Origin of the sequence: Methanoregula boonei 6A8 (assembly GCF_000017625.1) — an archaeon.
GTDB classification, from domain to species: domain Archaea; phylum Halobacteriota; class Methanomicrobia; order Methanomicrobiales; family Methanospirillaceae; genus Methanoregula; species Methanoregula boonei.
In genome coordinates this window covers 735,130-759,866 of the sequence record NC_009712.1, presented here as the reverse complement: position 1 = coordinate 759,866, position 24,737 = coordinate 735,130, and the positions used below count along the sequence as shown (strand labels likewise).

Sequence of the window (24,737 nt, the reverse complement as noted above, 5' to 3'; positions counted from 1 at the left end):
ATGAAAATGGCACGAGGGTACGGGTGGAATGTTTATTAGAGAGCACGCCAACATGCAGGATATCCAAAAGGGGATATCCATGAAAGTCACCATCGACCGGATGCAGTGCGTGAGCTGTGGTTCGTGCTGGGAGGCCTGCCCCGCGCTCTTTGTACAGAATGAGAAGGACTCGTTCTCCCAGATTGTGCCCGAATACCAGGAAAAGGGAGACCCGGGGGCAAGCATCGAACTTCCCGAAGGCATGGACTGCGCACACGACGCAGCCGATCTCTGTCCCTCGTCCATCATCACAGTCGAAGAGTAAAGAGAAAAAACGCGGCTTATTCGCGGATCATGGTCAGGAGCATCTTAAACTGCCCGTGCGCATACACCGCGTGCGGCTTGTTTGCCGGGAGAATGATCAGCTCCCCGGCCTTTACCGTGAAGGGGGTGCCGGCGATCTGTACGTCTGCCACACCATCAGTTACCATCAGCACCGCGTCGTACGGGGCGGTGTGCTCGGAGAGCCCCTCTCCTGCGGCAAAGGAGAACGCGGTGATGGTGCCGGCTTTTTTAAACACGATCATCCGGCTTGCCACCGTGCCGGGCTGGTACGCAACAAGGTCGTTTACGGCAAGCACTTTTTCCCTGAGATCTTCCCTTCCCGTACCGGTCATGTCAGGTCACTTAATCACCGGGTATGTTTTCGGGACATGATAGTGCTGCCGTTTTAATATCTGCCCGCGGTCTGGCCCGGCATCCTCTATCCGACCGTGTATTCCGGTTTTTTCCCCGGATAAACCGCGAATTATATAAGAGGGAGAGACGGACTTCTCTTTCTCACAGGATGATTGAATGAAATACAGTACTATTCTTTCCCTGGTACTCCTGCTCTGTCTTCTCTGCCTGCCGTTTGCAACCGCAGAGTCACAGGCCGGGACTGCCACCCTCTCTTCCGGGGCATCCGGTATTACGGCGTTAAGAGCCTCGGACATATCCGGTACCGACACCACGACCGAGCCCACGATGGAGCCGGTCACGGTGCCAACCGAGGAGCCGACCATTGCTCCTACAACTGAAGTGACCACGCAACCAACCGAGAATCCAACGATAGCGCCCACAACTGAAGAGACCACTGTGCCGACCACAGAGACGCCAACCCTCGCTCCAACGACCGAGGAAACTTCTGTACCTACGGTAATGCCGACGGATACTGTCACAACGGCTGAGACCACCTCACCGGTCCCGGGGCCGTACGCGCCGGTTGCCAGTTTTACGGCCTCTCCTACCTCCGGTAACGGACCGCTTACCGTCCAGTTCACGGACACATCCATTAACAGCCCGACCATGTGGTACTGGGACTTTGGCGATGGTTCCAGTGCAGGTACGACTGCCTCACCAGCCCACACCTATACAGACCCGGGCACATACACGGTGACCCTGACTGCAAGCAACCAGTACGGCTCGGATACGATCACCCAGTATGATATTGTTACGGTGAACGGGCAGGTAATGAGCAACGGCGCGATCTATGCCCAGTCCGTCCCGTACGGGGCTACGATCTACGTAAACGGCGATAGTTACGGGACTGCGCCGGTCACCATCAACAACCTTTTTGCGGGCACCTATTCGGTTATGGCCTACATGAGCGGCTACACAACCGATGTGCGCACGATCACGGTATACTCCGGCCAGACCACCGGATATTACCCGTCCCTCCAGCCCTCGCCCAACCCGCCGGGAACGCTCGGCTCCATCTACGCCCAGTCATCCCCTGCCGGGGCAACCATCTACGTGAACGGGGTATCGTACGGGACCTCGCCGCGCACGATCAACAACCTGCTCCCCGGCACGTACTCGGTCATGGCCTACCTGAGCGGCTATGCCGCAGACTCCCGGACCATCACGGTTACTTCGGGCCAGACTACCAGTTACTCGCCGGTCCTCCAGTCCCTGCCCAATCCGGCAAATACCGGCGCAATCTTTGCGCAGTCGACCCCGGACGGCGCAGCGATTTATCTAAACGGCGTATACCAGGGTGTCTCCCCGCTCACCATCACGGGTCTTTCCCCCGGCACCTACACGCTCAAGGCCACGCTGAGTGGGTACTCCGATGATGTGCAGCGGATAACGACAAGCGCCGGCCGGGTCTCGTTTTATTCCCCGGCGTTCTATCCGTCCCCGCAACCCGTTGGCTCCGGCCAGGGGATAATCGCGGTGTACGCAAACGTGAACGGCGCCCCGGTATATTTCGACAATGCCTATGAAGGAAATGTCACGAGCGGCGTACTCTATGTGACCGTGTCAACTACAGGAACACCTGTCCAGACCGTCCGGGTCGAGAGCACCGGCTATATCCCGTATACCACAAGCCTCACGCAGTGGCCCGGGAACGGCGAGACCGTGAAGGTCCAGGCAACGCTTGTTCCTGCACCGGTCCCCACGACCAAAAAATCGCCCGTTCCCACACTACTTTCCCTGGGTGCACTGCTGGGTGCCGGGGCCCTTGTCCTCCTCGCACGGCAGCAGAAGAAACGTTAAACCTTTTTTTCGCGGGAATATTCATGAGCGTCCCGCGCTGATCCACCATCGCAGCATACGACAGGATCTTCTGCGGTAACGGGAACAAAAAAAGAAAAGAACGCACGGTCTTTTTCCGGTGGCTACACTAAAAAGGAAAAAGGGAGACCGCCCCCCCCGAATATCAGAGGGATGCAGGCGGGTTTGCCGTTCCCCGGGGCGCCCGGATCTCCCGGATGATCAGGTAAAGAAGATCGGTCAGGTACCCAAAGAAGGGAATGATCGCAAAGATCGTCCAGACCGGCGCAAGCATCTTCTGCTCTTTTGCATCCCGGTAGAGCAGGAATGCGATGAGCAGCTGGATTACCCAGAGCCCGATCAAAAGGACCGGCCCGGCAAACGACTGGGTATGATGATACATCATGTACGGTGCCATGGATGGAGTACGGTATGTTCCTGTATATACATTCATGTGCATTCGCCACGTACCGGACCGGTACAGGCCCGGCGGGATCCCTTCGCAACCGCAACCCTTTTGCCTGTCCGGTGAACCAGAAGAGTATGATGAACCGGTACCTCTCCTGTTTCCTGTCCGGGGTTCTTGTCCTCCTCGTGCTCCTTGCGGCAGGGTGCACCGGTACCACGCCCACGGGAAATAGTACGGAACAGACAACCGTTCCAGAAGGAGTTAATGCCACGGCGTCTGCTTCCCCGGTGGTGACAACCGGCACCACACTTCCTGTACCTGCTGCAACAACGGAGAGGAGCGTGACAGTCACCGGGCCGGTTGCCACCCTGACCACCAAACCCATCCCTCCGCCAACACTATCCTCCATCTATGTGTATGGCATCAATTACCAGGTCTTTGCGCTCTCCCGCGATACCGCCGGAGTAGTCACAACAGGAAATATCACGCTTTCGGGGGTGATTGATTCTCTTTCTTCTTATCCGCTGACGGTTGTCATGAAGGGCGAAATGTACGGCGCCCATTCCCTGCCCGGCCAACCCAAGGCCGTAGCCTATGCCACGGTGAACCTCACCCCGCACGGGACCGCGGGTTTTGTCATGGAGATGGACAATTATGTCTTCAATGACTGGCCCTCATACGCGGTCGAGCCCGACACCTGGAACCTGACCGTGGAAAATGTCTCAGTGACCCCGTAACAGACCGAAGGTGCCGTGACCGGGTAAAACGGGGATCGGCATCCTACATTCAGGGGGAAGTGCCGGAGGTTTTGTCGCCCACGAACCGCTCCAGCCAGACGTACTTCTTTTCCGGGGTCATGCCCCCTGCCCGGAAATACTCTGCAAGAAAAGGGTCCGATTCTGCCACAAGCGTGGACAGGTACGCGATCTTTTCCCCCTGTAGCAGGTCAAGAAGTGCCTGCATCAGGAGCCGCCCGTGTCCGTGGCCGCGCACACCGGGCCGGACATAGAAGTTGTCCAGGTACGCCCAGTGGGAGGACATGCGTTTTGCAAAGCAAAACCCGCAGATCTCCCCGGCATCACCGATTACCAGCAGGAAATTTTCGCCCGGCTCTGCGATCCATTCCGCCAGTTCCTCACGCTCGTAGAACCGGATCCGGGGGCTCACGCCAAAGGCCGGGTCGGCGGTGCCAAGCGCGAGGATCGGGCCGATATCGGCTGGTGTGGCCCGGCGCACGATCGCGGTCATGGTACAGGTACGGTAGGTGGAGAGGGCAATGAAGGTTGTGCGGAAAAAGGAAAGGGAGCGGGTGCACCGGGATCCCGTTCAGGGCCGTGGTGCGGCCCGCCATTTCAACCATCCGACAGCAAGCGGGAGGAACACCATCAGGACATAATAGACGTACACGTCCGCTTTGTAGTACGCCTCCTCCGGCCGGAACAGGAGCACGATGAAAACATAATCGCAGGCAATGGCAATTGCGGTCCAGGATACCGCAAGCAGGGCGTAGTGCCGGAGATCGCTTCCGGTTATCCTTGTCAGGAGAACATACAGGGTGATGACAATGCCGACCGGCAGGATCGCCCAGCCGATGAGAGCCGCCGGGAGAACAAAGAAGAGGAGGATCCCAAGGATATAGCCAATGAGCCAGAGGGTAAAGCCCCAGCCGAGTGCATCGATAAACGTCTGCCCGTCCATACTTCCCGCAAAAACACGTGTGCGCCGGCACCCTATAAAAGCAGGTCATTCCCGGCCTTTTTGAGTCACGGCATACCGTGAACCTTTGGGACCCGCGGTGACCGGCCGACGGTTATATATCATACAAAAAGAGTGAGAGTACATTAAGGGGAAACAGATTGACCGCGGCGGGTATATCACAGCGAACTATCCTCATCACCGCGGTCATCATCCTTTCTTTCGCCGCACTTGCCGGGGGGGCATACTATTTTTTGGCCGCCGGTGCCCCGCCCGGGACCGGAGGCCCCGGGACAACACCGGTAACCCCGGTCACGCTTTCCCCCGATGAGCAGCGCTGGATCGCCCAACACCCGGTCGTTGTGGTCTGTCCTGATCCAAACTACCCTCCCTTTGAATTTTACGACCAGACAGGAAACTATTCCGGCATTTCTGCGGACTATCTCCACCTGCTCGCACAAAAGACCGGCCTCAACATCACCGATACCCGGCAGGATAACTGGTCGGTCTGCGTTTCCATGATACAGGCCAACCAGAGCGATCTCCTGGGCGCGGTATATACCTCGGACCTCCGCACCGGGTACCTGAACTATACCCTGCCGCTCTACCAGCCGCCGCTGGTGATCATCACTACCAGAAATGTCACGGGCATGCTGTCGCTTGATGACTTCAAAGGCATGACCGTTGCGGCGGTAAACGGGTACACCTCCTACGACCTGCTCAAAGAGAAGTACCCCGGTATCGAGGTCAGGACCGAGCCCGACATCCGGACCGGCCTCCTGGATGTTTCGCTGGGGAGGACGGATGCCTACCTGGGCGATCTCCCGACCGCGAGCTGGTATATCGAACAGGGGGGTCTTTCCAACCTGCGGGTTGCCGGGGAATACGTGCCGCCCGATCCAACGCAGTTCCAGCTTGCCATCGGTGTCCGGGCAAATGAACCGGAACTGCGCGATATCCTCAACAAGGCAATCCTTGCGATCACCCCGGAAGAGAGAACACAGATCGCCAACCGCTGGATCCCGCAGGAGTTCCAGACGTCCCCGTTCGATACCCGGATAATCTGGGCCATTATCTCCGGCGTTGTTCTCCTTTTTGTTATAATCGGTATCATCATCCTCTGGAACAACACCCTCCGCCATGCGGTGGCCCAGAAGACCCGGGAACTCTCAGAGGAACTCTCCGAGCGGCGCAGGACCCAGGAGTTGCTCCGCGAGAGCGAACGGACCTACCGTTCGATCTTAGAGGATATCCAGGACGTGTTCTACCGCACCGACCCGGACGGGAACCTGGTAATGCTCTCGCCGTCGGGAATAAAACTCTTCGGCTATACCTCCGCAGATGAGATTCTCGGGAAAAACATCCGGGACACGCTCTATGCGGATCCCGGGGAACGGGAAAGTGTCCTTGCCGCGATCCGGAAGAACGGATCCGTTCAGGACTATGACATCATGGCAAAAAGGAAGGACGGATCCGTTATCGCGGTCTCCACCACAAGCCATACCTATCCTGCGCCCGACGGCACACTGGCGGGCATCGAGGGGATCATCCGGGACATCTCACAGCGCAAGGGGTTCGAGCAGGAACTGGTCAGGAAAAACGAGGAGCTTTCTGGGGCACGGGAGCAGCTGCTGTCAGCGCAGGCAGAACTCAAAGAGAACTTCAACCGGCTCAAAAAGAACCAGGCCGCGCTCGACCTGGCCAGAAAGAAACTTAATTTCTTTAACACGATCACCTTCCAGAACATCCAGAATGCGATCTTCACCCTCTCGGGATATCTCGAACTGGAAAAAGAGAGCACGGATGCAGAGAAGATCCTTGAGTACCACGAGAAGCAGCACCGGGTCATACAGACGATCCTCAGGATCCTCCGGTTTGCCGACAATTACAAGAACCTGGGGCTGACTCCCCCCAGATGGCAGGACGTAAACCAGTCCTTCCTCTTTGCCGTCTCCCATCTCGATATAAAAAGGATCTCCTGTGTTTCGGAGGTAAGGGGGCTCGAGGTCTTTGCCGATCCCCTGCTTGAAGAGGTATTTGTGACCCTTGAAGAGAACGTGATCCAGCATGCAAAAGAGGCCACAGAGATACACCTCTCCTGCCGGGTTGTCCCGGACGGGCTTGTCCTCATCTTTTCCGATAATGGCCCCGGTGTCCCCGGGGACTTAAAGGAGAAGATCTTCGAGAAGGGGTACGCAGAGTACCATGACATGGGGCTGTTTTTTACCCGCGAGATCCTCTCCATCACCGGGATCACAATCCATGAGACCGGCGAGTACGGGAAAGGGGCCCGGTTCGAGATCCTTATCCCAAAAGACGGGTACCGGTTTACCGGCACGGGCGGGCAATAAGGCAGTCTGGCAAAAAACGTTTGGAGCCTATACGGGACTTTTAAAAAAAATACGGGGATGCTGACCCTATTATCAGGGCCTGCCCTTTAGAGCACGTACGGAATGAGCGCCTTTACTTCCCGCCGGTATTTCGCGTATTCTTCGCCGAATTCCTCTTCCAGGAATTTCTCTTCCATACGTGACTTGATCACAAACAGGACAAAGATGAGGATGACGCAGAGAAAGACGATAAGGTACCCGATACCGATCGCGGTTCCAAGGAGCCCAAGGACGATCCCGGAATAGATGGGATGGCGCACGTACCGGTACGGGCCGGTCCGGGTAAGGGTGTGCTGTTCGCGGATGACCGGCATCCCGCTCCAGTTCTTCCCCAGGTGGACCCGGGCCCAGATGGCAAATGCAAGGCCGGCAACGGTGATGAGGAGACCGGCAAGGGTGTACCCGATGCTGTCGGGAACGATTCTCTCCGCAAGAAGATCCGGCAGGAACAGGTTCATGACGATAATCCAGATGGCAACCCAGACAACCCCGTACATGAGAAACGAGAGCCGGGACTGTTTCCGTTTTATAGGGGAACGGGTCTGCCATGCAGAGATGATCCAGTACGCATAAAACACGATCCAGATGAGGGCAAACAGGAGATAGGCAGCCGGCATGGTATCTTTCCTTTGTGCCCGGATACAAAAACCACCGGGCACGAATTCCTCACCGGAGTGAGCGCCGCAAGATAATGAAGATATGCACACCGGAAAGCGGGATCTCCTGTAGATTTCCTGATGAGTACCAACGGATTAATGAGACACCACGACAAGACCGGGAAACTAGTGGCACCATGCAGATCACCCCTCATATCCATGCCCTCAAAACCCCGCTCGGGCCGGACCCGGGCCGGTTCGTGCACGTGTACCTCATCTACGGTGACAACATTACGGTTATCGACACCGGTTTTAACGGGACAGAGAAGCTGATCACAGAGTACATCCTCTCGACCGGCCGCAACCCTTCCGAAATCCGGTTGGTCATCCTGACCCATGCACACCCGGACCATACCGGTTCGGCAAAGGCGCTCAGGGACCTCACCGGCTGTACGATCGCCGCCCACCCGCTGGACGCGGCCGAAATCGAGCACCCGGACCCGGCGTTCCTTAAACCCCCGGCTCCCGGGATGCAGCCGATGGTCAGCGGGGGGACCCCGATCGGCCTGCTGATCGAAGAAGGTGCCATCATCGATCTGGGGCAGGGGCTCGTACTTGAAGTGCTGTCAACCCCGGGACACACACCGGGCTCCATCTCCCTGTATCTTGGAAAAGAGAAGGCTCTCTTTACCGGGGATACCGTGCAGGCACCCGGGAGGTCGCCGATCTTTTCCGATCCGGTTGCGCTCGTCCGTTCGTTACGGCGGCTCGCCGCGATCCAGGGGATCCGGCATTACCTCCCCTCGCACGATCTTCCGGCGCAGGGAGAGGAGACCTACCGCAGGCTCAACGACTCTGTCAACTATATCCGGCGCATTCACAAGGTTATCCGGAAAGCCGTTGCAGACACGCCCGGGACACCGGACCCGCTGGCACTTGCCGGCCGGGTCAGCGCCGATCTGGACCTTCCCCTGGGCCCCGGGCCCCATGCGGCGTTCATTGCCCGGAGTATCCAGGCCGATCTTGCCGCACAGGGACTCGACGAGTTGCTCAGGGAGTAAACGCTACAAAAACAGAAGGTGCCGGAAAGAGGCTATCCCGGTCCCTTTACCGGGATCTCGCAGATCCCCCCGGGGATCTGCCTTGCAGTGATGACAGGATTCTTGCGTAGTTACGGTTTCAGGCGGGGCGTACCTCTTCCGAAGATGCCGTAAGAAAACGTCCGTAACTCCCCGCCCCGGAGGATCCAAAAACAGGAATCGCGCGCATTACTGCAATTATTTTTTCATTTAACGCTCGGCTTATGTGGTTTTTGGAATGATGTACTGGTAACCTGCAATCATCCAGGTAAGGAGCCTGCTTCCCTTCGCGGGGCGGGATCCAGAGAGATGACCCATGAAGAGATCACGACTGGTATGTATTGTCGTTGCCGCGATCTGCCTGCTGGCAAGCCTGCAGGGAGTCGCAGCAATGAGTCTTAAGCTGGAACCCCTGTCCCCGGGACAGGGTGTAACAACCGCATCCGTTGCATCTGCCTCTCTTGCATCTGCATCGGCAAACGACAACTATCCTGTTTCTGTTGACCAGGCAAAGAACAATATCCGGGTGTTCATGGGCGACCTCAGCCTTGAACCGGTGCTTACCACCACCGGCAGCCTCCCGATCGGGAACTATTACTATTTCACTGCCGGAAATTCGAGTTTTGAGGTAAACCAGAACAGCGGTGCTGTCGAATTTGCGCATTTCGGCGATAATACACAGAACGCCGAGGATATAGTCCTGACCAGCAACCAGGCATATGCCGATGCAACAACCTATGCCGGCGCGAAGTTTGCGGATTTCTCCACACGGAACTGGAAACTTGTTGTTGACCGCGTGGACACGCAGTACGAATATTATTTCAACCCTTCAACCGGCAACTGGGACTATTACACCGTTATTGCCTACAATTTCGTCTTCCGCGAACAGAAGGACAATGTTCTCCTGCCATCCCTTGTCCATGTAAGCGTCAATGCAAAGACCGGGTCTGTTATCGATTACTGGGGCGTTGACCGGCTCCTGACCGTATCCGACCTGCAGGGCTCGGTTCCCCTGTCAGATGCGGTAAAGACTGCTGAGAACTATTTCGGTGGCGACTTTGCTTCCACGGAAGGACACCGTGAGGTTATTATCCAGCCTCAGAACTTCGAACGCCTGGTATGGGTGGTCTCCCTGACCGGGAATCACGGGGACATGTACACTGCCATCGTGGATGCGAACGACGGCACGTTTGTCGGTACTCACTGGGACAACGACATCTGGCCGGTATACTGGCTGCGGTACTATCTCTGATCGCACCAAAAATACGGGCAGGAATCCCTGTCCTTTTTTTTCTTTTTTCCCGAACGCCCTGATCGCCAGTATTTGTTTATCCCTCGCAGGGCATGTGCTGCAGCAGGATGAGGGCGCCAGAAGGCCTTTTGAGGGGTTTGTCTTGCAGATCCGAAAGGTTAAACCTCGTCAGACGGATACTCCCTGTACCGTAAAGATCTTAAAACCGGCTTAAACACCGGCAGGTGCAGGCCCTTACCCGCACCCCCGCCGGATCCGTTATGTTACGTTCCGGTTATTCCGGGGGGAATGGTTTTCGTATGCAGGGGATTTGTCGTGCGGGATATATTCTGGCAGTCTGCCTCGTCATTGCCGGAACGGTAGTGCTTTCCGGTTGTACGCAACAGGCGCAGGACCCGACAATTGTTAAGACTGACGCCGGTGCTGTATCGGGAATAAACCAGAGCGGTATCCGGGTATATCTCGGAATCCCGTTTGCCGCCCCGCCGGTCGGGGAGCTCCGCTGGAAACCCCCGGCACCGGTTACGCCATGGGAAGGCGTGAAGAATGCAACGGCATACGGGGCAACCTGCCCTCAGGCACAAAAAGGCTCCGTGCCAGGAACACCTGCGCTGAACATGAGCGAGGACTGCCTGTACCTCAATGTCTGGACCCCGGCAACGAATGCAAGCGACAAGTTACCGGTCATGGTTTTTTTCTACGGAGGGGGATTTACCGGTGTTGAAGGTTCCATGCCGATGTACAACGGGACCACCCTTGCAGAGAAAGGCGTCATTGTCGTCACCACAAACTACCGGATCGGGGCGCTGGGCTTTCTGGCCCACCCGGATCTGGACCGTGAGTCGCCGCACAATGCCTCGGGCAATTACGGGATCCTCGACCAGCAGGCTGCCCTGAAATGGGTACAGGATAACATAGCCGCGTTTGGCGGGGACCCGTCAAGGGTGACGATCTTTGGCCAGTCCGCCGGCGGCGAAAGCAACTATATTCACCTGGTCTCTCCCGGGAGCAGGGGATTATTTAGCCAGGCAATCGTGGAGAGCGGCCCATTCTTTGCCCATGGGGCGATCATCAACGCCACTCATTCGAAGGATGATGCCGAACAGTTTGGCGTCGGGTATGCCCAAAGCCTCGGGTGCGCAGGTCCGGATACCATTGCCTGTATGAGGAATGTCAGCCCCGATGCCCTGGTCAATGCAACACCTTCATCTCCGTCCGAGTTCTGGAGCACCCATACCGTGATGTTCGAGCCCAACATTGACGGGTGGGTTCTCCCGGACACCCTGGACAACCTGTATCTCACGCACCAGGAGGCGGCGGTTCCGGTAATGATCGGGAACAATGCCAATGACGGGACAACCCTCTCTTCGGATGCCAACATGAACGTTTCAGAATACCGGTCCTTCCTTGCAAGCCGGTTCGGCAGCAATGCCAACGCGGTCTTTGCGCAGTACCCGGCCAATTCCACGGCGGAAGTCCAGCTCCAGCTCGCACAGATCATGGAGAACGCGGATTTCATTGACTCGGTAAAGTTTGCAGCAGGCTCGGCAGGCGACATCAGCCAGGACACGTACATGTACCGGTACTCGTACATCATTCCCGGGCAGCCCGAGGGAGCATTCCATGGCAGCGAGCTTGTCCTGCTCTTTGGGGTTCCCGGCATCAACACGGATCCGGCGGTGGCGGACAATATCGTGGACCTCTGGACCCGGTTTGCAAAGACAGGAAACCCGAACGGCGGGATGAATATCACCTGGCCGAACTACACGCGGGCAACGGGGCAGTATCTCGATATCAATATTACACCGTCCGTGAAAGGTCCGTAACTGCTCGCCTTACTCTCCTGACCATCAGGAGAAGGGGAGATGCGAAACCGGGCCGCGACTGGTGGCGACAGGATCCGGGCACCGGCAGGACAAAAAAGGTATCCTATTGGTTACCAAAAACACACAAAGACCTCCAAGTAAGAACGTTCATATCCCCACACTCCGACTATGAACAATCCCATCTCCATCAATCGGGTGGTGCTCTTATGAAGAAACTGATCTTCTGTTTCCTTGCCATTATTGTCCTGTTTTCGGTGATCCTCGCAGCCGGGTGCACGGGCAGCACGATGACCAGCACACAAGGGGCGCCGGTGGTTACCCCGCCCCCCGTAATAAACGTTACATCCATCCCCGTCCAGTACGCCGATGTCAACGGCGTCCGGCTCGGGTACCGCGAATTCGGGTCCGGCGAACCGCTTCTTATGATCTGCGGGTTCAACGGCACCATGGATACATTCTGGAACGGGACGTTTTTGGGGGTCCTCGCCTCTCAGTACCACGTGTACATCTACGACAACCGGGGCATGGGGTACAGCAGCGATACGAATGCTACACCTGAGATCTCCCAGTACTCGGACGATGCAGCCGCCCTGATGCCGGCGCTTGGGTATTCGAGCATGAACGTGTACGGGGCCTCGATGGGGTCATCGATTGGCCAGCAGCTGGTAATCGATCATCCCGAGCGGGTCCGGAAGCTGGTGCTCGAATCCGTTACCTACAGCATACGGATTCCCGACACCAGAGTGCTCTACGCTGCGATCGTGGCAACTGCTCTCGATCCCTCCGCCCCTGCAGGGGTGAAAAAAGAGGCCGAGGCAAACCTTGCATGGAACGGTACCTGGGACCAGCTCTCAGGGATCAACAAGAGCGTGATGCTTTCGGTGGGTACCGATGATATCCTCACGCCCCCGAATGTCACGCACCAGATTGCAGGCCAGATCAACGGGTCATGGCTTGTGGTGTTCAAGGATCTCCCGCATATCGGCTCGGGATACGCACCGGTTGAATATGGAGAGACCACGCTTACATTCCTCGGGAACAACGAGACGCCGCCATACTAAATCCTCTTTTTTGAAAGAAATTGCCGGATTTTTTTGGCGGGAAAAAACTTATCCAAAAATCCAGATCGGGAATTCTTCGTTGCCGGCTCTCCTTAAACCACTCACATCAGAATCAGCAGGACCATCGTGGCCGCCACCAGGGCAAGCGCCAATGGAGTACGTTCCCATACTGGGAAATCCCCATCCACCCGTACGCATCACCTCCCGTTTGAACCTTTGTTACCGGCATTTCCTTTCAAAACGTCAGATACCCGGCGATGAGTGCAAAAAGTTTGGCGCTTACGGCAACCGGGACCGACCCCCGGGGGAGAACCTGCCAAAACCCCCGTACCTCTTCTCCCACATACCCTCCATTCACCGAATAACGGGGCCTGGCGGGCGGATCCGTGAATTTTCCGGGAGAAAAATTCCCCCGGATCCCCGTTAAGGGACCCCCGTTATTTTCGGGCCGTATCCGTGTTTTTTTGGCCAAAAAATGTTCCGTATGACCAATGGATCGTCCCTTTTTTGGGAGCTGGAGAATCGCCGCTAATTTGCACGGTCTGTTCCCGATTAAAACGGCCGGTTTCGGAAAATAACGATTTATACGAAAAATCGCGAATTGGGTTGGCACCTTTGCCGCGGGAACCGTCCGGGTCAGGAGCTGATCCAGAACTCCTCCGACGGAGAACCGATCCCTTGGGAGCGCAGGTCCGGCCATCACCCCCCTTTATAAAGGGTGCAGGGAGGGGGGTCTACCGGGAGTAGGGGTTTGTGTAATCGTCCGGCCCCCACCATTCAAGCTCGCCTACCGAAAGCTCATGGATCCGGAGCCGGCGCCAGGTCCGCTCATGCTGGGTACGAAGCCAGATCTCCCGTGGGATCACCTTCGGGAACGGCAGCGCCCGGACATCGCTGAGATCTTCCGGGATCAGGTTTTCGTAGATCGCGTCCGGATCGATCTGGTACCGGGTCTGGCGGACCCGGACAATGCAGGCCATCTGTGGTTTGAAGATGAAGAGGTCGTACGCGAGATCCGGGTGCGTGTTCTCCTGCCACCGGTATCCCATCCGTTCCGCGAACTTCTTTGCTTCGGCGATCGCGGCCACCGGTTTTCTCCCGCGGGTCATTCCTACCGCTGTGGCATGTGAAGGGTTGAATAATTTGTGGTTGGAAGGTTTGCAAGGACCCTATACCGGAACCAAACGCTAAAAAAATCTGTCACGATATGGCAATTTTTAAAAATCCGGAACGTTCCACATCAATGGTTACTTCATCTCAAAGAGTATATAGTACTGTGGTGATACGGCCTGTTGCCCCATGAAACCGCTCGAATGTTCATTATCACCAGGGTTTAACCATGAAAGAAGCCACCATGAAAGCGATATCCTTTGCACCTGCTGAAGTGTTCGAACCAACCCCGGTCCATCTCGATATACTCAAGACAGTCGGGGACATGAAGAGCTGTCACATCAGCCAGGTTGTCAGCGCACTCCAGAGCCTCCACAGCGAGAGCCGTGTCCGCTCCGATATCCGGGACCTTCTCTCCAAGCGCTATCTTGACGGGGGGAAAGCAAGCAGCGAGATCATCCTCCGGCTTACCTCGCGGGGACGCCTTCTTATCCTGCCCCCGCAAACCAGTTGAAATTATATTTTTTTATCGTATACTCATAAAGTGGCGTTGTTTTGTGCGTTCTACGGAAAGTGATGGTAATAATTCCGCGTGCCACTGGCACCTGTGAGTGACGGATTTTTCCGGAATTCTCAGATCGGGATCCGCAATCGTAAATACAATCTGGAAATTTTCCCCTGCCTTTTTTCCACATTCTTTGCCGTTTATGACCCGGCTGGATCAATAACCGAGTAAGGCCCACAAGGATATGGGCAGGAGATTTCCCGATGAACACAAACATTTCTGCACAACCGGCCCCTGATGGATTCAAAGCGCTTTCCGATGCGGATAAGCGGTGGTTCCTGATCCGGGTCCAGGAGCTGTCGCATACCCCGGCAAAAGAGAGCCCGGTTTCCCCCCGATTATGGGTTACGTGAACAGATACACAGGTCAATTTTTGTTCCATAGGGTCGGTTCATTTTTGAACCGATCCGCAAAGGGCATACCGTGAACGGCGGGTCACAGAATTCTTTAAAAAAAAAGCGTATGGGAAAAATGGGTGGTTTTAGAAATCAGTCATAATCCGGAACTGGTCGATCTCTTCCCGGTTGAGCTGGTCAAGGAACTCATCGGTTGCATGCCCGATGTCCTTGCTCGCTGTGATGCTCCGGCCGACCACAAGGATATCTGCTCCTGCCTTGAGGGCGTCTTTCACGACTTCGACCCGGATGCCGCCGGCCGTTGCAACCAGCAGTTTCCCGCCTGCTGCCTTCTTCATGGCCGGGATGTCGCCCCACGCATGGGCGGTCTCCTCGGTGTCAATGGCACGGTGGAGCTCGACAATGTCAGGCTTCACTTTGAGCTTCTCGATAAGCTTTGCCGGGTTCTGCACGTTGAGCATATCGATGATCGAGTATATGCCCACCTTGCGGGCCTCGGAGATTGCCTTCTCGATGGTCGAAGTCGGGGCAAGACCCGAGACCACGACCGCGTCTGCGGTGGCATCTGCTGCCATGCGGGCTTCGAGATTGCCGGTGTCGAGAATCTTCATGTCCGCGATGATGAACGCATTCGGGCGGAGTTTCCGGATCTCGCCGATAACGTTCAGGCCGAACTTCTTGATGAGCGGCGTTCCCGCCTCGATGATCACGTGATCGTTCTGCGGCACTTCCTTTAAGACCTGGGCGACCTTGCCCATGTCCACGAGGTCCATGGCGACCTGCAGGTACGGCGGGTCCCAGAGGCGCTGCACCTTGAATCCCATAATACCGTGCGCAGCCCGGTCCTTCTCGTACACAAGGGTCTTCTCGTCCGGGAACTTGTCAAGCGCCCGGTGGAGGGCGAGCTTGGTGGCACCGTAGTTGTACCGGTAGATCCGGTTGTAGTCCTTTGCCTCAGGGTGGACAAAGGCCGACGCGATGATCGCGATCCCCTCGATGTCGATGTCCTTGAACGCGCCTTCCTCAAGGCTGTCGGCGATTGCCTTTGCAACCGCTGCCTGGACAGGCCCGAACATCTCGTTGACCTGCTCCATGTCCTTTAACGTCACCTTGGGGATGATGACGGTTGCAGGCTTGGTGAGCAGATTGGGGCGGACAACTGCAAGGAGCGGGGTGTGTCCCATGGACAGCTGGGATACCGCGTTTGCAAACGCGGATCCGACCGGGCCTTCCTTGCTTCCGAGCAGCAGGTCGATGTGCGCGAGTTCTGCGCCCTCGCCGATGAGTGCTTCTCCGACAAGATACATGTGAATCTTTTATCTCCTCTTACTTATGTGACCGTCAACCATGATAAGATTACGCGGGGGTGACCGGGGATGCCGCACTCACACGTGGAGCTGTCCCGAGAACACGTCCACCGCATGGCCGCCAAGGATCACCCGGTCTTCCGCAAGCGCGACCTTCACGGACCCGCCGCGTTCAGAGCACTGGAACCCGGCAAGTTCGGTCTTGTGGAGTTTTGCCCCCCAGTACGGACCAAGGCAGCAGTGCGCGGAGCCGGTCACCGGGTCTTCCGGTATCCCGACCGACGGAGCGAAGAACCGGGAGACAAAATCGAAGTCCGGGAGATCGGAAGCTGCGGTTACGATGATCCCCCGGGCGGGAAGCGCCGCAAGTGCCGCCATGTCCGGTTCGCAGTCGCAGACATCCGCAGCGGTGGGAAGTTCCACGAGAAGATCGAACCTGCCCTTTCCGGTAAAGACCGGGGCGGCCCCGAGCGCTTTATCGAGCCCGGAAATAAGCGGGATCGCCTGAACCGGATCCGCCGGGAAATCAAGGGTGATCACTGCCCGGTCCCGCCGTGCGGTAAGCGTTCCCGAGAGCGTATCAAAGGAGATTGGCGATCCTGCTCCTGCCCGCCCGGTCTGCCAGAGCACAAAGGCGGAGGCAAGGGTAGCATGGCCGCAGAGCTCAACTTCCCGCGTAGGGGTAAACCACCGCAGGTTCCAGCCCTTGGCACCGGGATGGAGAAACGCGGTCTCCGAGTGTTTGAGTTCGGCCGCAACCTCCTGCATCCAGCCCGGGTCGGCCGGGCCATCAAGGATGCAGACCGCCGCCGGGTTCCCCCGGAAGGGATGACCGGTAAAGGCATCAACAACGTGCAGTTCGCAGCTCATAACAGGGGATTGGCATCCCGGCCGATAAAGTATCCGGGAAACAAAACGGACGCACCGCTAAAAAAAACAGTTCTGGAAAACGTGGGGTTGGTGAGATTTGAACTCACGATCGACGGGTCTCTCCGACATGCGCATCAGTGCTCCAACGGGTCATCATCAATTTCAGCAGACCCATTGTTCATCATCTGCGAGCACGTTTTTTGAACGCAAAGACCGCTGGAGCCCGTCGCCATTCCGGGCTTGGCCACAACCCCGCCCGTCATGCAGCGTGTTGCCACAGCTGACTGTACAAAATCGCGCTGACGAAATTTAATGGTTTTCCCTTGGTCAGGGACTTTTAATCAGTCCTGGAGTTCCGGCCATCAGCCATATATTCTGTGATTGCTCCATATTTTACGATGGACAAGGGGAGCTATACGTGCGGGACCTCGGAATTCCCCCTGCTGGGAATGACGATGGGTGAGATGATCGACCATATTGCGGCCAGGTACCCGGAGAACGAGGCAATAGTCTCCGTCCACCAGAACATCCGGTGGACCTATAAGGAGTTCCTCTCCCAGGTAAACCTCGTGGCCCGGGCTCTTATGGGCCTTGGGGTCGATAAAGGCGACCGTGTCGGGATCTGGGCGATGAACCACGCCGAATGGATCGTTATCCAGTTTGCCACCGCAAAGATCGGGGCGATCATGGTCAACATCAACCCGGCCTACCGCACATACGAGCTCGAGTACGCCCTCAAGCAGTCCGAGATCCAGACCCTCATCCTGCAGGGCCGGTTCAAGACCTCCGATTACGTAGGTATGTTCTACGAGGCCTGCCCCGAGGCTTACGAGCAGAAGCCGGGAAGGATCTCAAGCGAGAAGTTCCCCTTCTTAAAAAATGTCGTCTTCATGGGTAACATCCCGTACAACGGCACCTTTACCTGGGACGAATTCATCAAAAAGGCCGATGACATCACCATGGACGAGCTCGTGGAGCGCGGCGAGGCCCTCACCTTTGACGACCCGATCAACATCCAGTACACGAGCGGCACAACGGGATTTCCCAAAGGCGTTGTCCTCACTCACCACGGGGTCTTGAACAACGGCTACATCATCGGCGAGGGCATGGGCTTTACCGAGAAAGACCGGCTCTGTATCCCCGTACCCTTCTACCACTGCTTTGGCATGGTCCTTTCCAACATGGCCTCGGCCACCCACGGCACGACCATGGTGCTTCCCTGCCCTACCTTTGATGCCGAGGAGGTCTTAAAGACCATAGAAAAGGAGCGCTGCACGGCAGTCCACGGTGTCCCCACGATGTTCATTGCCGAGCTCTCGCACCCGAACTTCTCAAAGTACAACCTTTCCTCCCTCCGCACCGGCATCATGGCCGGCTCGCCCTGCCCGATCGAGGTGATGAAGCAGGTCAATACGAAGATGAACATGCGGGACATCGTGATCGTGTACGGCCAGACCGAGACCTCGCCGGGCGTCACAATGACAACGACAAAAGATCCACTCGAACGCCGGGTCACCACAATCGGGAGGGCTTTCCCCCATACCGAGCTCAAGATTATTGACCCGAAAACCGGCAAGATTGTTCCCATGGGGGAGGTCGGGGAGATCTGCGCCCGCGGCTACTGCGTGATGAAATGCTATTATAATAACCCGGCTGCCACCCACGCAACGCTCGACAAGGACCACTGGAACCACACCGGCGATCTTGCCACGATGGACGAGGAGGGCTACTTCAAGGTTGTTGGCCGGTTAAAGGACATGGTGATCCGGGGCGGGGAGAACATCTACCCGCGGGAGATCGAGGAGTTCCTCCACCACCACGAGAAGGTCTCTGATGTGTACGTAGTCGGCGTGCCGGACATCAAGTACGGCGAGGAACTCTGCGCATGGGTCAAGGTCAAGGCCGGCCAGGCGCTCACGGAAGACGAGGTTAAGGAGTTCTGCAAAGGGAAGATCGCCCATTTCAAGATCCCCCGTTACGTGCTTTTTGTTGATGACTTCCCCATGAGCGTGACCGGCAAGATCCAGAAGTTTGTCATGCGGGAAGAGTCGATCAAAAGGCTCGGCCTTGAAGCAGCAGACAAGATCAAGACCGCGTGAAGGGCAGGGGAGGTTTTTCTCACCCTTCATTGGAGAGCCTTTTTTGATTCCTGCAATCGTGTAACAAATCTCCCCGCATATCCTCACAAAAAACCGGATAATCCTGAAAGATTCAAAGCACGGTTATTTCTGCACCATTCGTTGCGATTGCTCCCGCGGCAGCGAGGAACTAAAAATACTCCGAAGCCCTGTTCCGGGTATTGACAGAAAAATTTTCCAACGTATTGCAACAACCCCCTTGCCCCGCCATGCCCCGCGAGGGGCCCTGATGCGGGAAGGAATCGTTATCCCGGGAAAGAGTTCTTTTGTTTTTGGACTGCAACGCCCGGGCACACGAGGTTATATTCCCCTCAAAAAGTGATGAGAAGTTATCCCTCCACCACCGTCTGTCCCTCCTGTTTTCCTCGGGCGAGGGAGAAGTAGATCCCGGCCACGCACATGACCGTGAAGAGGACAAACGCCCAATGGAGACTCTGGGTGAACTGAGGGTAGTTTGCAGGCGTGATCTCCACCTGGCCGATCACGATGGCAAAGATCATCATCGCAATCCCCATGGAGAGCATCTGGCCCAACAGCCGCATCGTGGAGTTGATGCCCGATGCAACGCCATAATACCGTTTGTCCACCGCGCTCATGATCGCATTGATGTTCGGGGAGGAGAAGAGGCCAAAACCGATTCCGAGAATAATGAGCACCACGATGATGTACCAGAGCGGCGTAGACTCATTGAGGAATATAAAGAGAAACAGGCCAAGTGCGGTCAGGCCCATACCCAGCGATGAAAGTACCTGGGAATCGTGCTTATCAGAGAGTTTCCCCGCAAAAGGGGAGACAATCATCTGGAAGAACGGCGAGGCGATCAGGATAACCCCGGCATATTCCGCTGAGAAACCCTTGGTGTACTGGAGATCAAGGCTGAGCAGGAAGGCGACCGCGTAGGTAGCCGAATAGTTGATGAGCGCGGCGACATTGGAGAACGCGAAGATCCGGCTTTTGAAAAACAGCTGCATGTTGAGAACCGGGAATGCCTGCCGCTGTTCGTACCAGACGAATGCACCAATGAGGAGAAGGCCGGCGACCACGAGCGCACCTCCGGAAATATCGGGGAGCACCGAGAAGCCGACCATGAGCGCGATCAGGCCAAGGTTGTAGATAAGCGATCCGGCGAGATCGAACTTCTCGCCCACGCATTCAGCCCATTCGCCCCGGAGTTTCCAGACGATCAGAACTGCCGCCGTGATCGCAATGGGGACATTGATGTAGAAGATACTCCGCCAGCCAAAGGCATCGGTCAGGACACCCCCGAAAAACGGCCCGAGGGAGAGGCCCAGGTACACGGAGGTGATGTAGATCCCAAGCGCCTTGCCCCGTTCGCCCGGGGGAAAGACCGCGGTCAGGATGGCGATCGCGGTACCGAAGATCATGGCGGCTCCGATACCCTGGAGGACCCGTACCGCAATCATCTGCTGTTCGGTAGCAACGAACGTCATGATGAGCGAGGCTGCACCAAAGACGCAAATCCCCCACAAATAGATCTTCTTCCTCCCGTAAATGTCTGCGAGCTTCCCGAAGGGGACAAGGAAGAGTGCGGAGGCAAGGAGGTAGGCAGTCGCTACCCAGGAGAGCGAGATCGCGTCCATGTGGAACGCGGATCCGATCGTGGGGAGGGCGATATTGACCGCTGATCCGTCAAACGGGGTGAGGAAACCGGAAAGAATGGCAATTAAGAGAACGATCCGTTTTTCCGTGGCGGTGACCGGCAGGGCCGGCATCCGGCAGATGGCCGGGTCCTGGCATCCGGCATCACAGAGGGCAGGAACATCGGGGGACATGGTGTGTATTTCGGTAAGAGACTGGGGGTACAGGTTCCGGGTGCCGCAGAACGGGCAGGAAAAAGGCCGCTATCCCGGGATTCCCGGGACAACAGCCCGTTGCCGCGCAAACCAGGTGTGCGAGTTAGTACACCCCGAACCACGCTATATACGATACAATTACCATGATGACCACAAGACCGATCAGGATCTTGTATGCGCACTTCTCGCAGATGCCAAGCGAAGAGGGGTGGCAGTCATGGCAGTACTCGGATTTGCATACACGGCAGGTTGTGGAGTGTGCATGTTCCGGGTGGTGTTCGCAGGAAGTCATACCTCTCCGGTTCGAGGGGATAGAGTAAAAGAATATCGGATTTGGCCGGTGCAGGGAACACCAGAAGGTTCAGGAAGGAGTCTGCGCACGTCTCACCAGTCGTGCGGCTGCACCGGCAGCCTCCGCAAGGACCTTCTCCTCGCCCGGGATCTCCCGGTCGAACATAAGCACCCGGCCATTGCAGATGGTGGTCTCCACGGCAGATCCGCTGCAGGCATAGACAAGGTTTGAAGCGGCATTATGGAGCGGGGTGTTTGCGGGGGTGCGGGTGGTGACAAGGATGAGATCGGCCGGTGCCCCTGCCACAAGCGCCCCGTCGCCAAACCCGAGCGCCTTTGCCCCGTTTGCGGTTGCCATACCAAGCGCTTCCGGTGCCGCAAGGACGGTAGGATCGTTCCAGAAGAACTTCTGGAGGAGCGCTGCGATCTTCATCTCTTCAAAGAGGTCGAGGTTGTTGTTCGAGGCACAGCCGTCAGTCCCAAGGCAGACGTTTGCCCCTGCAGCCACGAGCTCCCGGTAAGGCAGTGCCCGGTGGGTGGCAAGCTTCATGTTGCTTGCCGGGTTGTGGGAGACGCTTACCCCGCGTTTCCCGAGAAGTGCACATTCTGCATCATCAAGCCAGCACCCGTGTGCCGCGATGGTCCGGGGGGAGAGAAGGCCGCACTCGTCGAGCAGTGCTGCCGGCCGTTTTTTGTGCCGGGCAACGCAGTCGTTTACTTCTTTTTCTGTCTCTGACAGGTGGATATGAACGGGGATATCCTGCTCGCGGGAAAATTCCCCGCACCATTTCAGGCCCTCGGGTGAGACGGTGTATGGGGCATGCGGGCCTGCTGCGGCGTGAATCCGGGAGTTTTTCAGGCCCCGTATATGCGCAACCAGCGCTTCGGTGGCCCGGCACTCGCGCTCCCGTTTCTCCGCATCACCCAGATCGATAAAACCATAGCAGAGCAGGGCCCGGATCCCGGCTTCGTCCACGGCCTTTGCCGCGGACTCCATAAAGAAGTACATGTCGTTAAACGCAGTGGTGCCGGTCCGGATCATCTCAAGGCAGGCAAGCCGGGTCCCCCAGTACACATCATCTGCGGTCAGGTGGGCCTCAAGCGGCCAGATCTTCTGCGCCAGCCAGTCCTGCAGGATCATGTCGTCAGCATAGCCCCGGAGAAGCGACATGGCCGCGTGGGTGTGGGTGTTGGAAAGGCCCGGCAGCGCAAGCGCCCCGGCCCCGTCCACGATAAACTCGGCCTCGCCCCGGTGGCGCTTGCGGATCTCGCAGCCGATATCGGAGATTGTCTCTTCTGCGTCAATGAAGATGTCTACCGGCCCGGTGCCGTCGTTTACGTTAGTGATGAGAATCGATTTGTTGTTCCCAAAGATATCTGCTGATTCCTGTGTGGTCATAACTAAAACCCCGGTGATTTATCCCATCTCGCGGATGATCGCCCCAAGGACCTCCTCGGTGCGCCGGCTGTGGGCTTTTGAGATGGAGAGGATGTGCTCGAAGGTGAGTACTTCGGCCCCGAGGCCGTTTGCATAGTTGTCGATCGTGCAGAGCGCGGCAAACTCCATGTCCAGTTCGCAGGCGAGTGTAGCTTCGGAGGCCACCGTCATTCCCACAACATCGGCGATCTGTGCCAGGGCCGCTACTTCTGTTACGGTCTCGATCCGTGGCCCCCGGGTCTGGACATACACACCCCCGAGGCGTGCCTCCGGGACCACTGCGGCGAGTTTCTCTGCAAGTGCCCGGGAGAGTTCGGGGCGGACATGCTCGATCGCGTGATCGTGGATAGAGGGAATATCTGCCATGCTCACGTAATCGGTCGGGATCAGGGTGGTGCCGGGCGGGATCTCCTTTTTGAGCGATCCCGATGAGCCAAAGGCCACGATATGATCCACACCGGAGATAGCCATGGCAGCAAGGTTTGCCCGGTAATTGATCCGGTGCGGCGGCCTGCCATACTGGTGGCGCATGAGCATGACAATATCCCCACAGAGGAGTTCAGCCTCGCCAAAGGGTGTCGCCACGGTCTCTTTTTTCAGTGCCGGAAGCGTGGAGAAGAGCAGGCTTGTCCCGCCGATGATGCCAAGCATCAGGCACACCTTCTGCACCGGCTGCCGGGAAGCGTTATTACAAGGGGAAGCCGCGCCATGGTTTGTCGAAGAAAAGGTTGTGTGCCCCGGCACTAATAGATAGCGTACGCGGCTGTCCCGGGCCAGTAAACGTAAAGAGCGTGCCTGCCCCACACTCTTCATGGGCATGTTCGATACCGTCAGCGACGAGACGATAAAACGGGGGGAGTGCACGGACATCTACTTTGTCCGCACCGAGGAAGTGCTTGCACGGGAAAAGATAAACCCGCTCGTTTCCATGGAGGTGACCGCGGCAGCCCTCCCCGACACATGGGGGATTGTCTGTGGCATGGCCGATGTAATCGCACTCCTTGAAGGACTGCCGGTCATGGTAGACGCCATGCCGGAGGGAACGCTCTTTTTTGCGGGCGAGCCTGTGCTGCGCATCACCGGGCGGTACCGGGATTTCTGCCGGTACGAGACTGCGATCCTCGGGTTCCTCTGCCATGCCTCCGGGATTGCGTCGGCTACAGCCCATATCATGTGCGAGTCAAAGGGACGGCCCGTGTACTCTTTTGGGTCCCGGCGGCAGCACCCGGCCATTGCAACCATGATCGAACGGGCCGCATGGATCGGGGGAGCAGATGGTGTCTCCAATACCTGCGCGCCCGCGGGAATGCCGGTGGTCGGAACCATGCCCCACGCAATGGTGATGTGCTTCTCTGTTCCCGATGACGCTTGGCGCGCTTTTGACCGCGATGCCCCAAAAGAGGTGCCGCGCATCATGCTCTGCGATACCTACTGCGATGAGAAGACCGAGTCGCTGCGTGCCGCTGCGTGCGGAGCCACGGCAGTCCGGCTCGACACCCCGCGCTCGCGTCGGGGGAACATGCGGGCTATCATCGAGGAGGTCCGCTGGGAGCTCGATTCGCACGGCTACCCCCAGGTGAAGATATTCCTCTCTGGCGGGGTCACAAAAGAGGACGTAATCTTATACCGGGACTGCGTGGATGCGTTTGGGATCGGAGGAGCGATCGCAAATGCCCCGGTGATCGACTTTGCCCTGGACATTGTGGAGATCGAGGGAAAGCCAAAGGCAAAGCGGGGAAAGCGAAGCGGGAGAAAACAGGTGTACGAGCTGGTCTGCGGGAAGCACCGGACCCTGCCCCTGGGCCAGGTCCCGCCCGCAAACGCCATCCCGCTCCTGCAACCCTGCATCGTGGACGGGAGGATCGTGCATAAGGCCGATCTGCAGGTGGCACGAAAAAAGGTGCTCGCGTGGATCGGCCACGCCTCAAAAGAAGGCGAAGCAACAAAGGAGCCGGAAAAAAAGAACGGGAAACACAATCCGCCGAGAAAGGCACCCGCTGCCCCAAAGGCCTGACCCGGCAGG

At 57.3% G+C, this 24,737-nt stretch carries 24 protein-coding genes and 1 tRNA gene; 12 read left to right on the top strand and 13 right to left on the bottom strand.

Annotated elements, in window-relative coordinates; all coding sequences use genetic code 11:
• The first annotated feature begins 52 nt into the window (after positions 1–52).
• On the top strand, positions 53–304 hold the full coding sequence (locus MBOO_RS04110) for a ferredoxin (protein ID WP_052291892.1): 252 nt from the start codon (positions 53–55) through the stop codon (positions 302–304).
• A 16-nt stretch (positions 305–320) separates the two neighbouring features.
• Here MBOO_RS04110 and MBOO_RS04105 read toward each other — a convergent pair whose 3' ends face one another.
• Positions 321–656 (bottom strand): cupin domain-containing protein, encoded by a 336-nt coding sequence (locus MBOO_RS04105; RefSeq protein ID WP_012106330.1) that lies wholly within the window; start codon positions 654–656, stop codon positions 321–323.
• Positions 657–834: 178 nt separating this feature from the next.
• Here MBOO_RS04105 and MBOO_RS04100 point away from each other — a divergent pair, with 178 nt between their 5' ends.
• Positions 835–2,520: a PKD domain-containing protein gene (locus MBOO_RS04100; RefSeq protein ID WP_012106329.1), complete on the top strand. Its 1,686-nt coding sequence runs from the start codon at positions 835–837 to the stop codon at positions 2,518–2,520.
• A gap of 163 nt (positions 2,521–2,683) precedes the next feature.
• Here the strand turns inward: MBOO_RS04100 and MBOO_RS04095 are convergent, their stop codons facing one another.
• Positions 2,684–2,935, bottom strand: a complete 252-nt coding sequence (locus MBOO_RS04095) for a hypothetical protein (protein ID WP_052291891.1) — start codon at positions 2,933–2,935, stop codon at positions 2,684–2,686.
• Positions 2,936–2,949: 14 nt separating this feature from the next.
• Here MBOO_RS04095 and MBOO_RS04090 point away from each other — a divergent pair, with 14 nt between their 5' ends.
• Complete coding sequence (locus MBOO_RS04090) at positions 2,950–3,663, top strand: hypothetical protein (RefSeq protein WP_157677590.1); 714 nt, start codon at positions 2,950–2,952, stop codon at positions 3,661–3,663.
• A gap of 49 nt (positions 3,664–3,712) precedes the next feature.
• Here MBOO_RS04090 and MBOO_RS04085 read toward each other — a convergent pair whose 3' ends face one another.
• Both MBOO_RS04085 and MBOO_RS04080 read right to left on the bottom strand, forming a co-directional pair.
• Positions 3,713–4,174, bottom strand: coding sequence for a GNAT family N-acetyltransferase (locus tag MBOO_RS04085; protein ID WP_012106326.1), 462 nt, complete (start codon positions 4,172–4,174; stop codon positions 3,713–3,715).
• A 78-nt stretch (positions 4,175–4,252) separates the two neighbouring features.
• Positions 4,253–4,624 carry a hypothetical protein gene (locus MBOO_RS04080; RefSeq protein WP_012106324.1) on the bottom strand — a complete coding sequence of 124 codons (372 nt, stop codon included), beginning with the start codon at positions 4,622–4,624 and terminating at the stop codon, positions 4,253–4,255.
• Positions 4,625–4,782: 158 nt separating this feature from the next.
• Here MBOO_RS04080 and MBOO_RS04075 point away from each other — a divergent pair, with 158 nt between their 5' ends.
• On the top strand, positions 4,783–6,972 hold the full coding sequence (locus tag MBOO_RS04075) for a PAS domain S-box protein (protein WP_012106323.1): 2,190 nt from the start codon (positions 4,783–4,785) through the stop codon (positions 6,970–6,972).
• An 86-nt stretch (positions 6,973–7,058) separates the two neighbouring features.
• Here the strand turns inward: MBOO_RS04075 and MBOO_RS04070 are convergent, their stop codons facing one another.
• Positions 7,059–7,628 carry a methyltransferase family protein gene (locus MBOO_RS04070; RefSeq protein WP_012106322.1) on the bottom strand — a complete coding sequence of 190 codons (570 nt, stop codon included), beginning with the start codon at positions 7,626–7,628 and terminating at the stop codon, positions 7,059–7,061.
• A gap of 176 nt (positions 7,629–7,804) precedes the next feature.
• On the opposite strand from MBOO_RS04070, the gene MBOO_RS04065 reads away from it, so the two are divergent.
• The 4 genes from MBOO_RS04065 (at position 7,805) to MBOO_RS04050 (ending at position 12,825) form a co-directional block, all read left to right on the top strand.
• Positions 7,805–8,668: an MBL fold metallo-hydrolase gene (locus tag MBOO_RS04065; RefSeq protein WP_012106321.1), complete on the top strand. Its 864-nt coding sequence runs from the start codon at positions 7,805–7,807 to the stop codon at positions 8,666–8,668.
• Between the two features lie 334 nt (positions 8,669–9,002).
• Complete coding sequence (locus MBOO_RS04060) at positions 9,003–9,938, top strand: PepSY domain-containing protein (RefSeq protein ID WP_012106320.1); 936 nt, start codon at positions 9,003–9,005, stop codon at positions 9,936–9,938.
• A gap of 299 nt (positions 9,939–10,237) precedes the next feature.
• Positions 10,238–11,764 (top strand): carboxylesterase/lipase family protein, encoded by a 1,527-nt coding sequence (locus MBOO_RS04055; RefSeq protein ID WP_012106319.1) that lies wholly within the window; start codon positions 10,238–10,240, stop codon positions 11,762–11,764.
• A 206-nt stretch (positions 11,765–11,970) separates the two neighbouring features.
• Positions 11,971–12,825, top strand: a complete 855-nt coding sequence (locus tag MBOO_RS04050) for an alpha/beta fold hydrolase (protein WP_012106318.1) — start codon at positions 11,971–11,973, stop codon at positions 12,823–12,825.
• A 734-nt stretch (positions 12,826–13,559) separates the two neighbouring features.
• Here the strand turns inward: MBOO_RS04050 and MBOO_RS04040 are convergent.
• Positions 13,560–13,934 carry a hypothetical protein gene (locus MBOO_RS04040; RefSeq protein ID WP_012106316.1) on the bottom strand — a complete coding sequence of 125 codons (375 nt, stop codon included), beginning with the start codon at positions 13,932–13,934 and terminating at the stop codon, positions 13,560–13,562.
• 230 nt (positions 13,935–14,164) lie between these two features.
• Between MBOO_RS04040 and MBOO_RS04035 the strand changes: the two genes are divergently transcribed.
• Positions 14,165–14,449 (top strand): hypothetical protein, encoded by a 285-nt coding sequence (locus MBOO_RS04035; RefSeq protein ID WP_012106315.1) that lies wholly within the window; start codon positions 14,165–14,167, stop codon positions 14,447–14,449.
• Positions 14,450–14,703: 254 nt separating this feature from the next.
• On the top strand, positions 14,704–14,853 hold the full coding sequence (locus MBOO_RS13800; RefSeq protein WP_157677589.1) for a hypothetical protein: 150 nt from the start codon (positions 14,704–14,706) through the stop codon (positions 14,851–14,853).
• A 128-nt stretch (positions 14,854–14,981) separates the two neighbouring features.
• Here MBOO_RS13800 and MBOO_RS04030 read toward each other — a convergent pair whose 3' ends face one another.
• From MBOO_RS04030 to MBOO_RS13795, 3 genes are all read right to left on the bottom strand, one after another.
• Entirely contained in the window at positions 14,982–16,163 is a 1,182-nt protein-coding gene (locus tag MBOO_RS04030; protein ID WP_012106313.1) for a bifunctional 5,6,7,8-tetrahydromethanopterin hydro-lyase/3-hexulose-6-phosphate synthase, read from the bottom strand.
• A 78-nt stretch (positions 16,164–16,241) separates the two neighbouring features.
• The gene (locus tag MBOO_RS04025) at positions 16,242–17,033 is read right to left on the bottom strand and encodes a PhzF family phenazine biosynthesis protein (protein ID WP_012106312.1); all 792 of its coding nucleotides are present in this window, start codon (positions 17,031–17,033) and stop codon (positions 16,242–16,244) included.
• A gap of 82 nt (positions 17,034–17,115) precedes the next feature.
• Positions 17,116–17,287 (bottom strand) — tRNA-Trp (locus MBOO_RS13795).
• A gap of 144 nt (positions 17,288–17,431) precedes the next feature.
• Between MBOO_RS13795 and MBOO_RS04020 the strand changes: the two genes are divergently transcribed.
• Entirely contained in the window at positions 17,432–19,132 is a 1,701-nt protein-coding gene (locus tag MBOO_RS04020) for an AMP-binding protein (RefSeq protein ID WP_012106311.1), read from the top strand.
• Between the two features lie 368 nt (positions 19,133–19,500).
• Here MBOO_RS04020 and MBOO_RS04015 read toward each other — a convergent pair whose 3' ends face one another.
• The 4 genes from MBOO_RS04015 to MBOO_RS04000 form a co-directional block, all read right to left on the bottom strand.
• Positions 19,501–20,964 (bottom strand): MFS transporter, encoded by a 1,464-nt coding sequence (locus MBOO_RS04015; protein ID WP_012106310.1) that lies wholly within the window; start codon positions 20,962–20,964, stop codon positions 19,501–19,503.
• Between the two features lie 124 nt (positions 20,965–21,088).
• Entirely contained in the window at positions 21,089–21,277 is a 189-nt protein-coding gene (locus tag MBOO_RS04010) for a hypothetical protein (protein ID WP_048068271.1), read from the bottom strand.
• A 69-nt stretch (positions 21,278–21,346) separates the two neighbouring features.
• Positions 21,347–22,675, bottom strand: a complete 1,329-nt coding sequence (locus MBOO_RS04005; RefSeq protein ID WP_012106309.1) for an amidohydrolase — start codon at positions 22,673–22,675, stop codon at positions 21,347–21,349.
• A gap of 18 nt (positions 22,676–22,693) precedes the next feature.
• The gene (locus MBOO_RS04000; RefSeq protein WP_012106308.1) at positions 22,694–23,365 is read right to left on the bottom strand and encodes an MTAP family purine nucleoside phosphorylase; all 672 of its coding nucleotides are present in this window, start codon (positions 23,363–23,365) and stop codon (positions 22,694–22,696) included.
• A gap of 160 nt (positions 23,366–23,525) precedes the next feature.
• On the opposite strand from MBOO_RS04000, the gene MBOO_RS03995 reads away from it, so the two are divergent.
• Complete coding sequence (locus tag MBOO_RS03995) at positions 23,526–24,728, top strand: nicotinate phosphoribosyltransferase (RefSeq protein WP_012106307.1); 1,203 nt, start codon at positions 23,526–23,528, stop codon at positions 24,726–24,728.
• Positions 24,729–24,737: the final 9 nt, after the last annotated feature.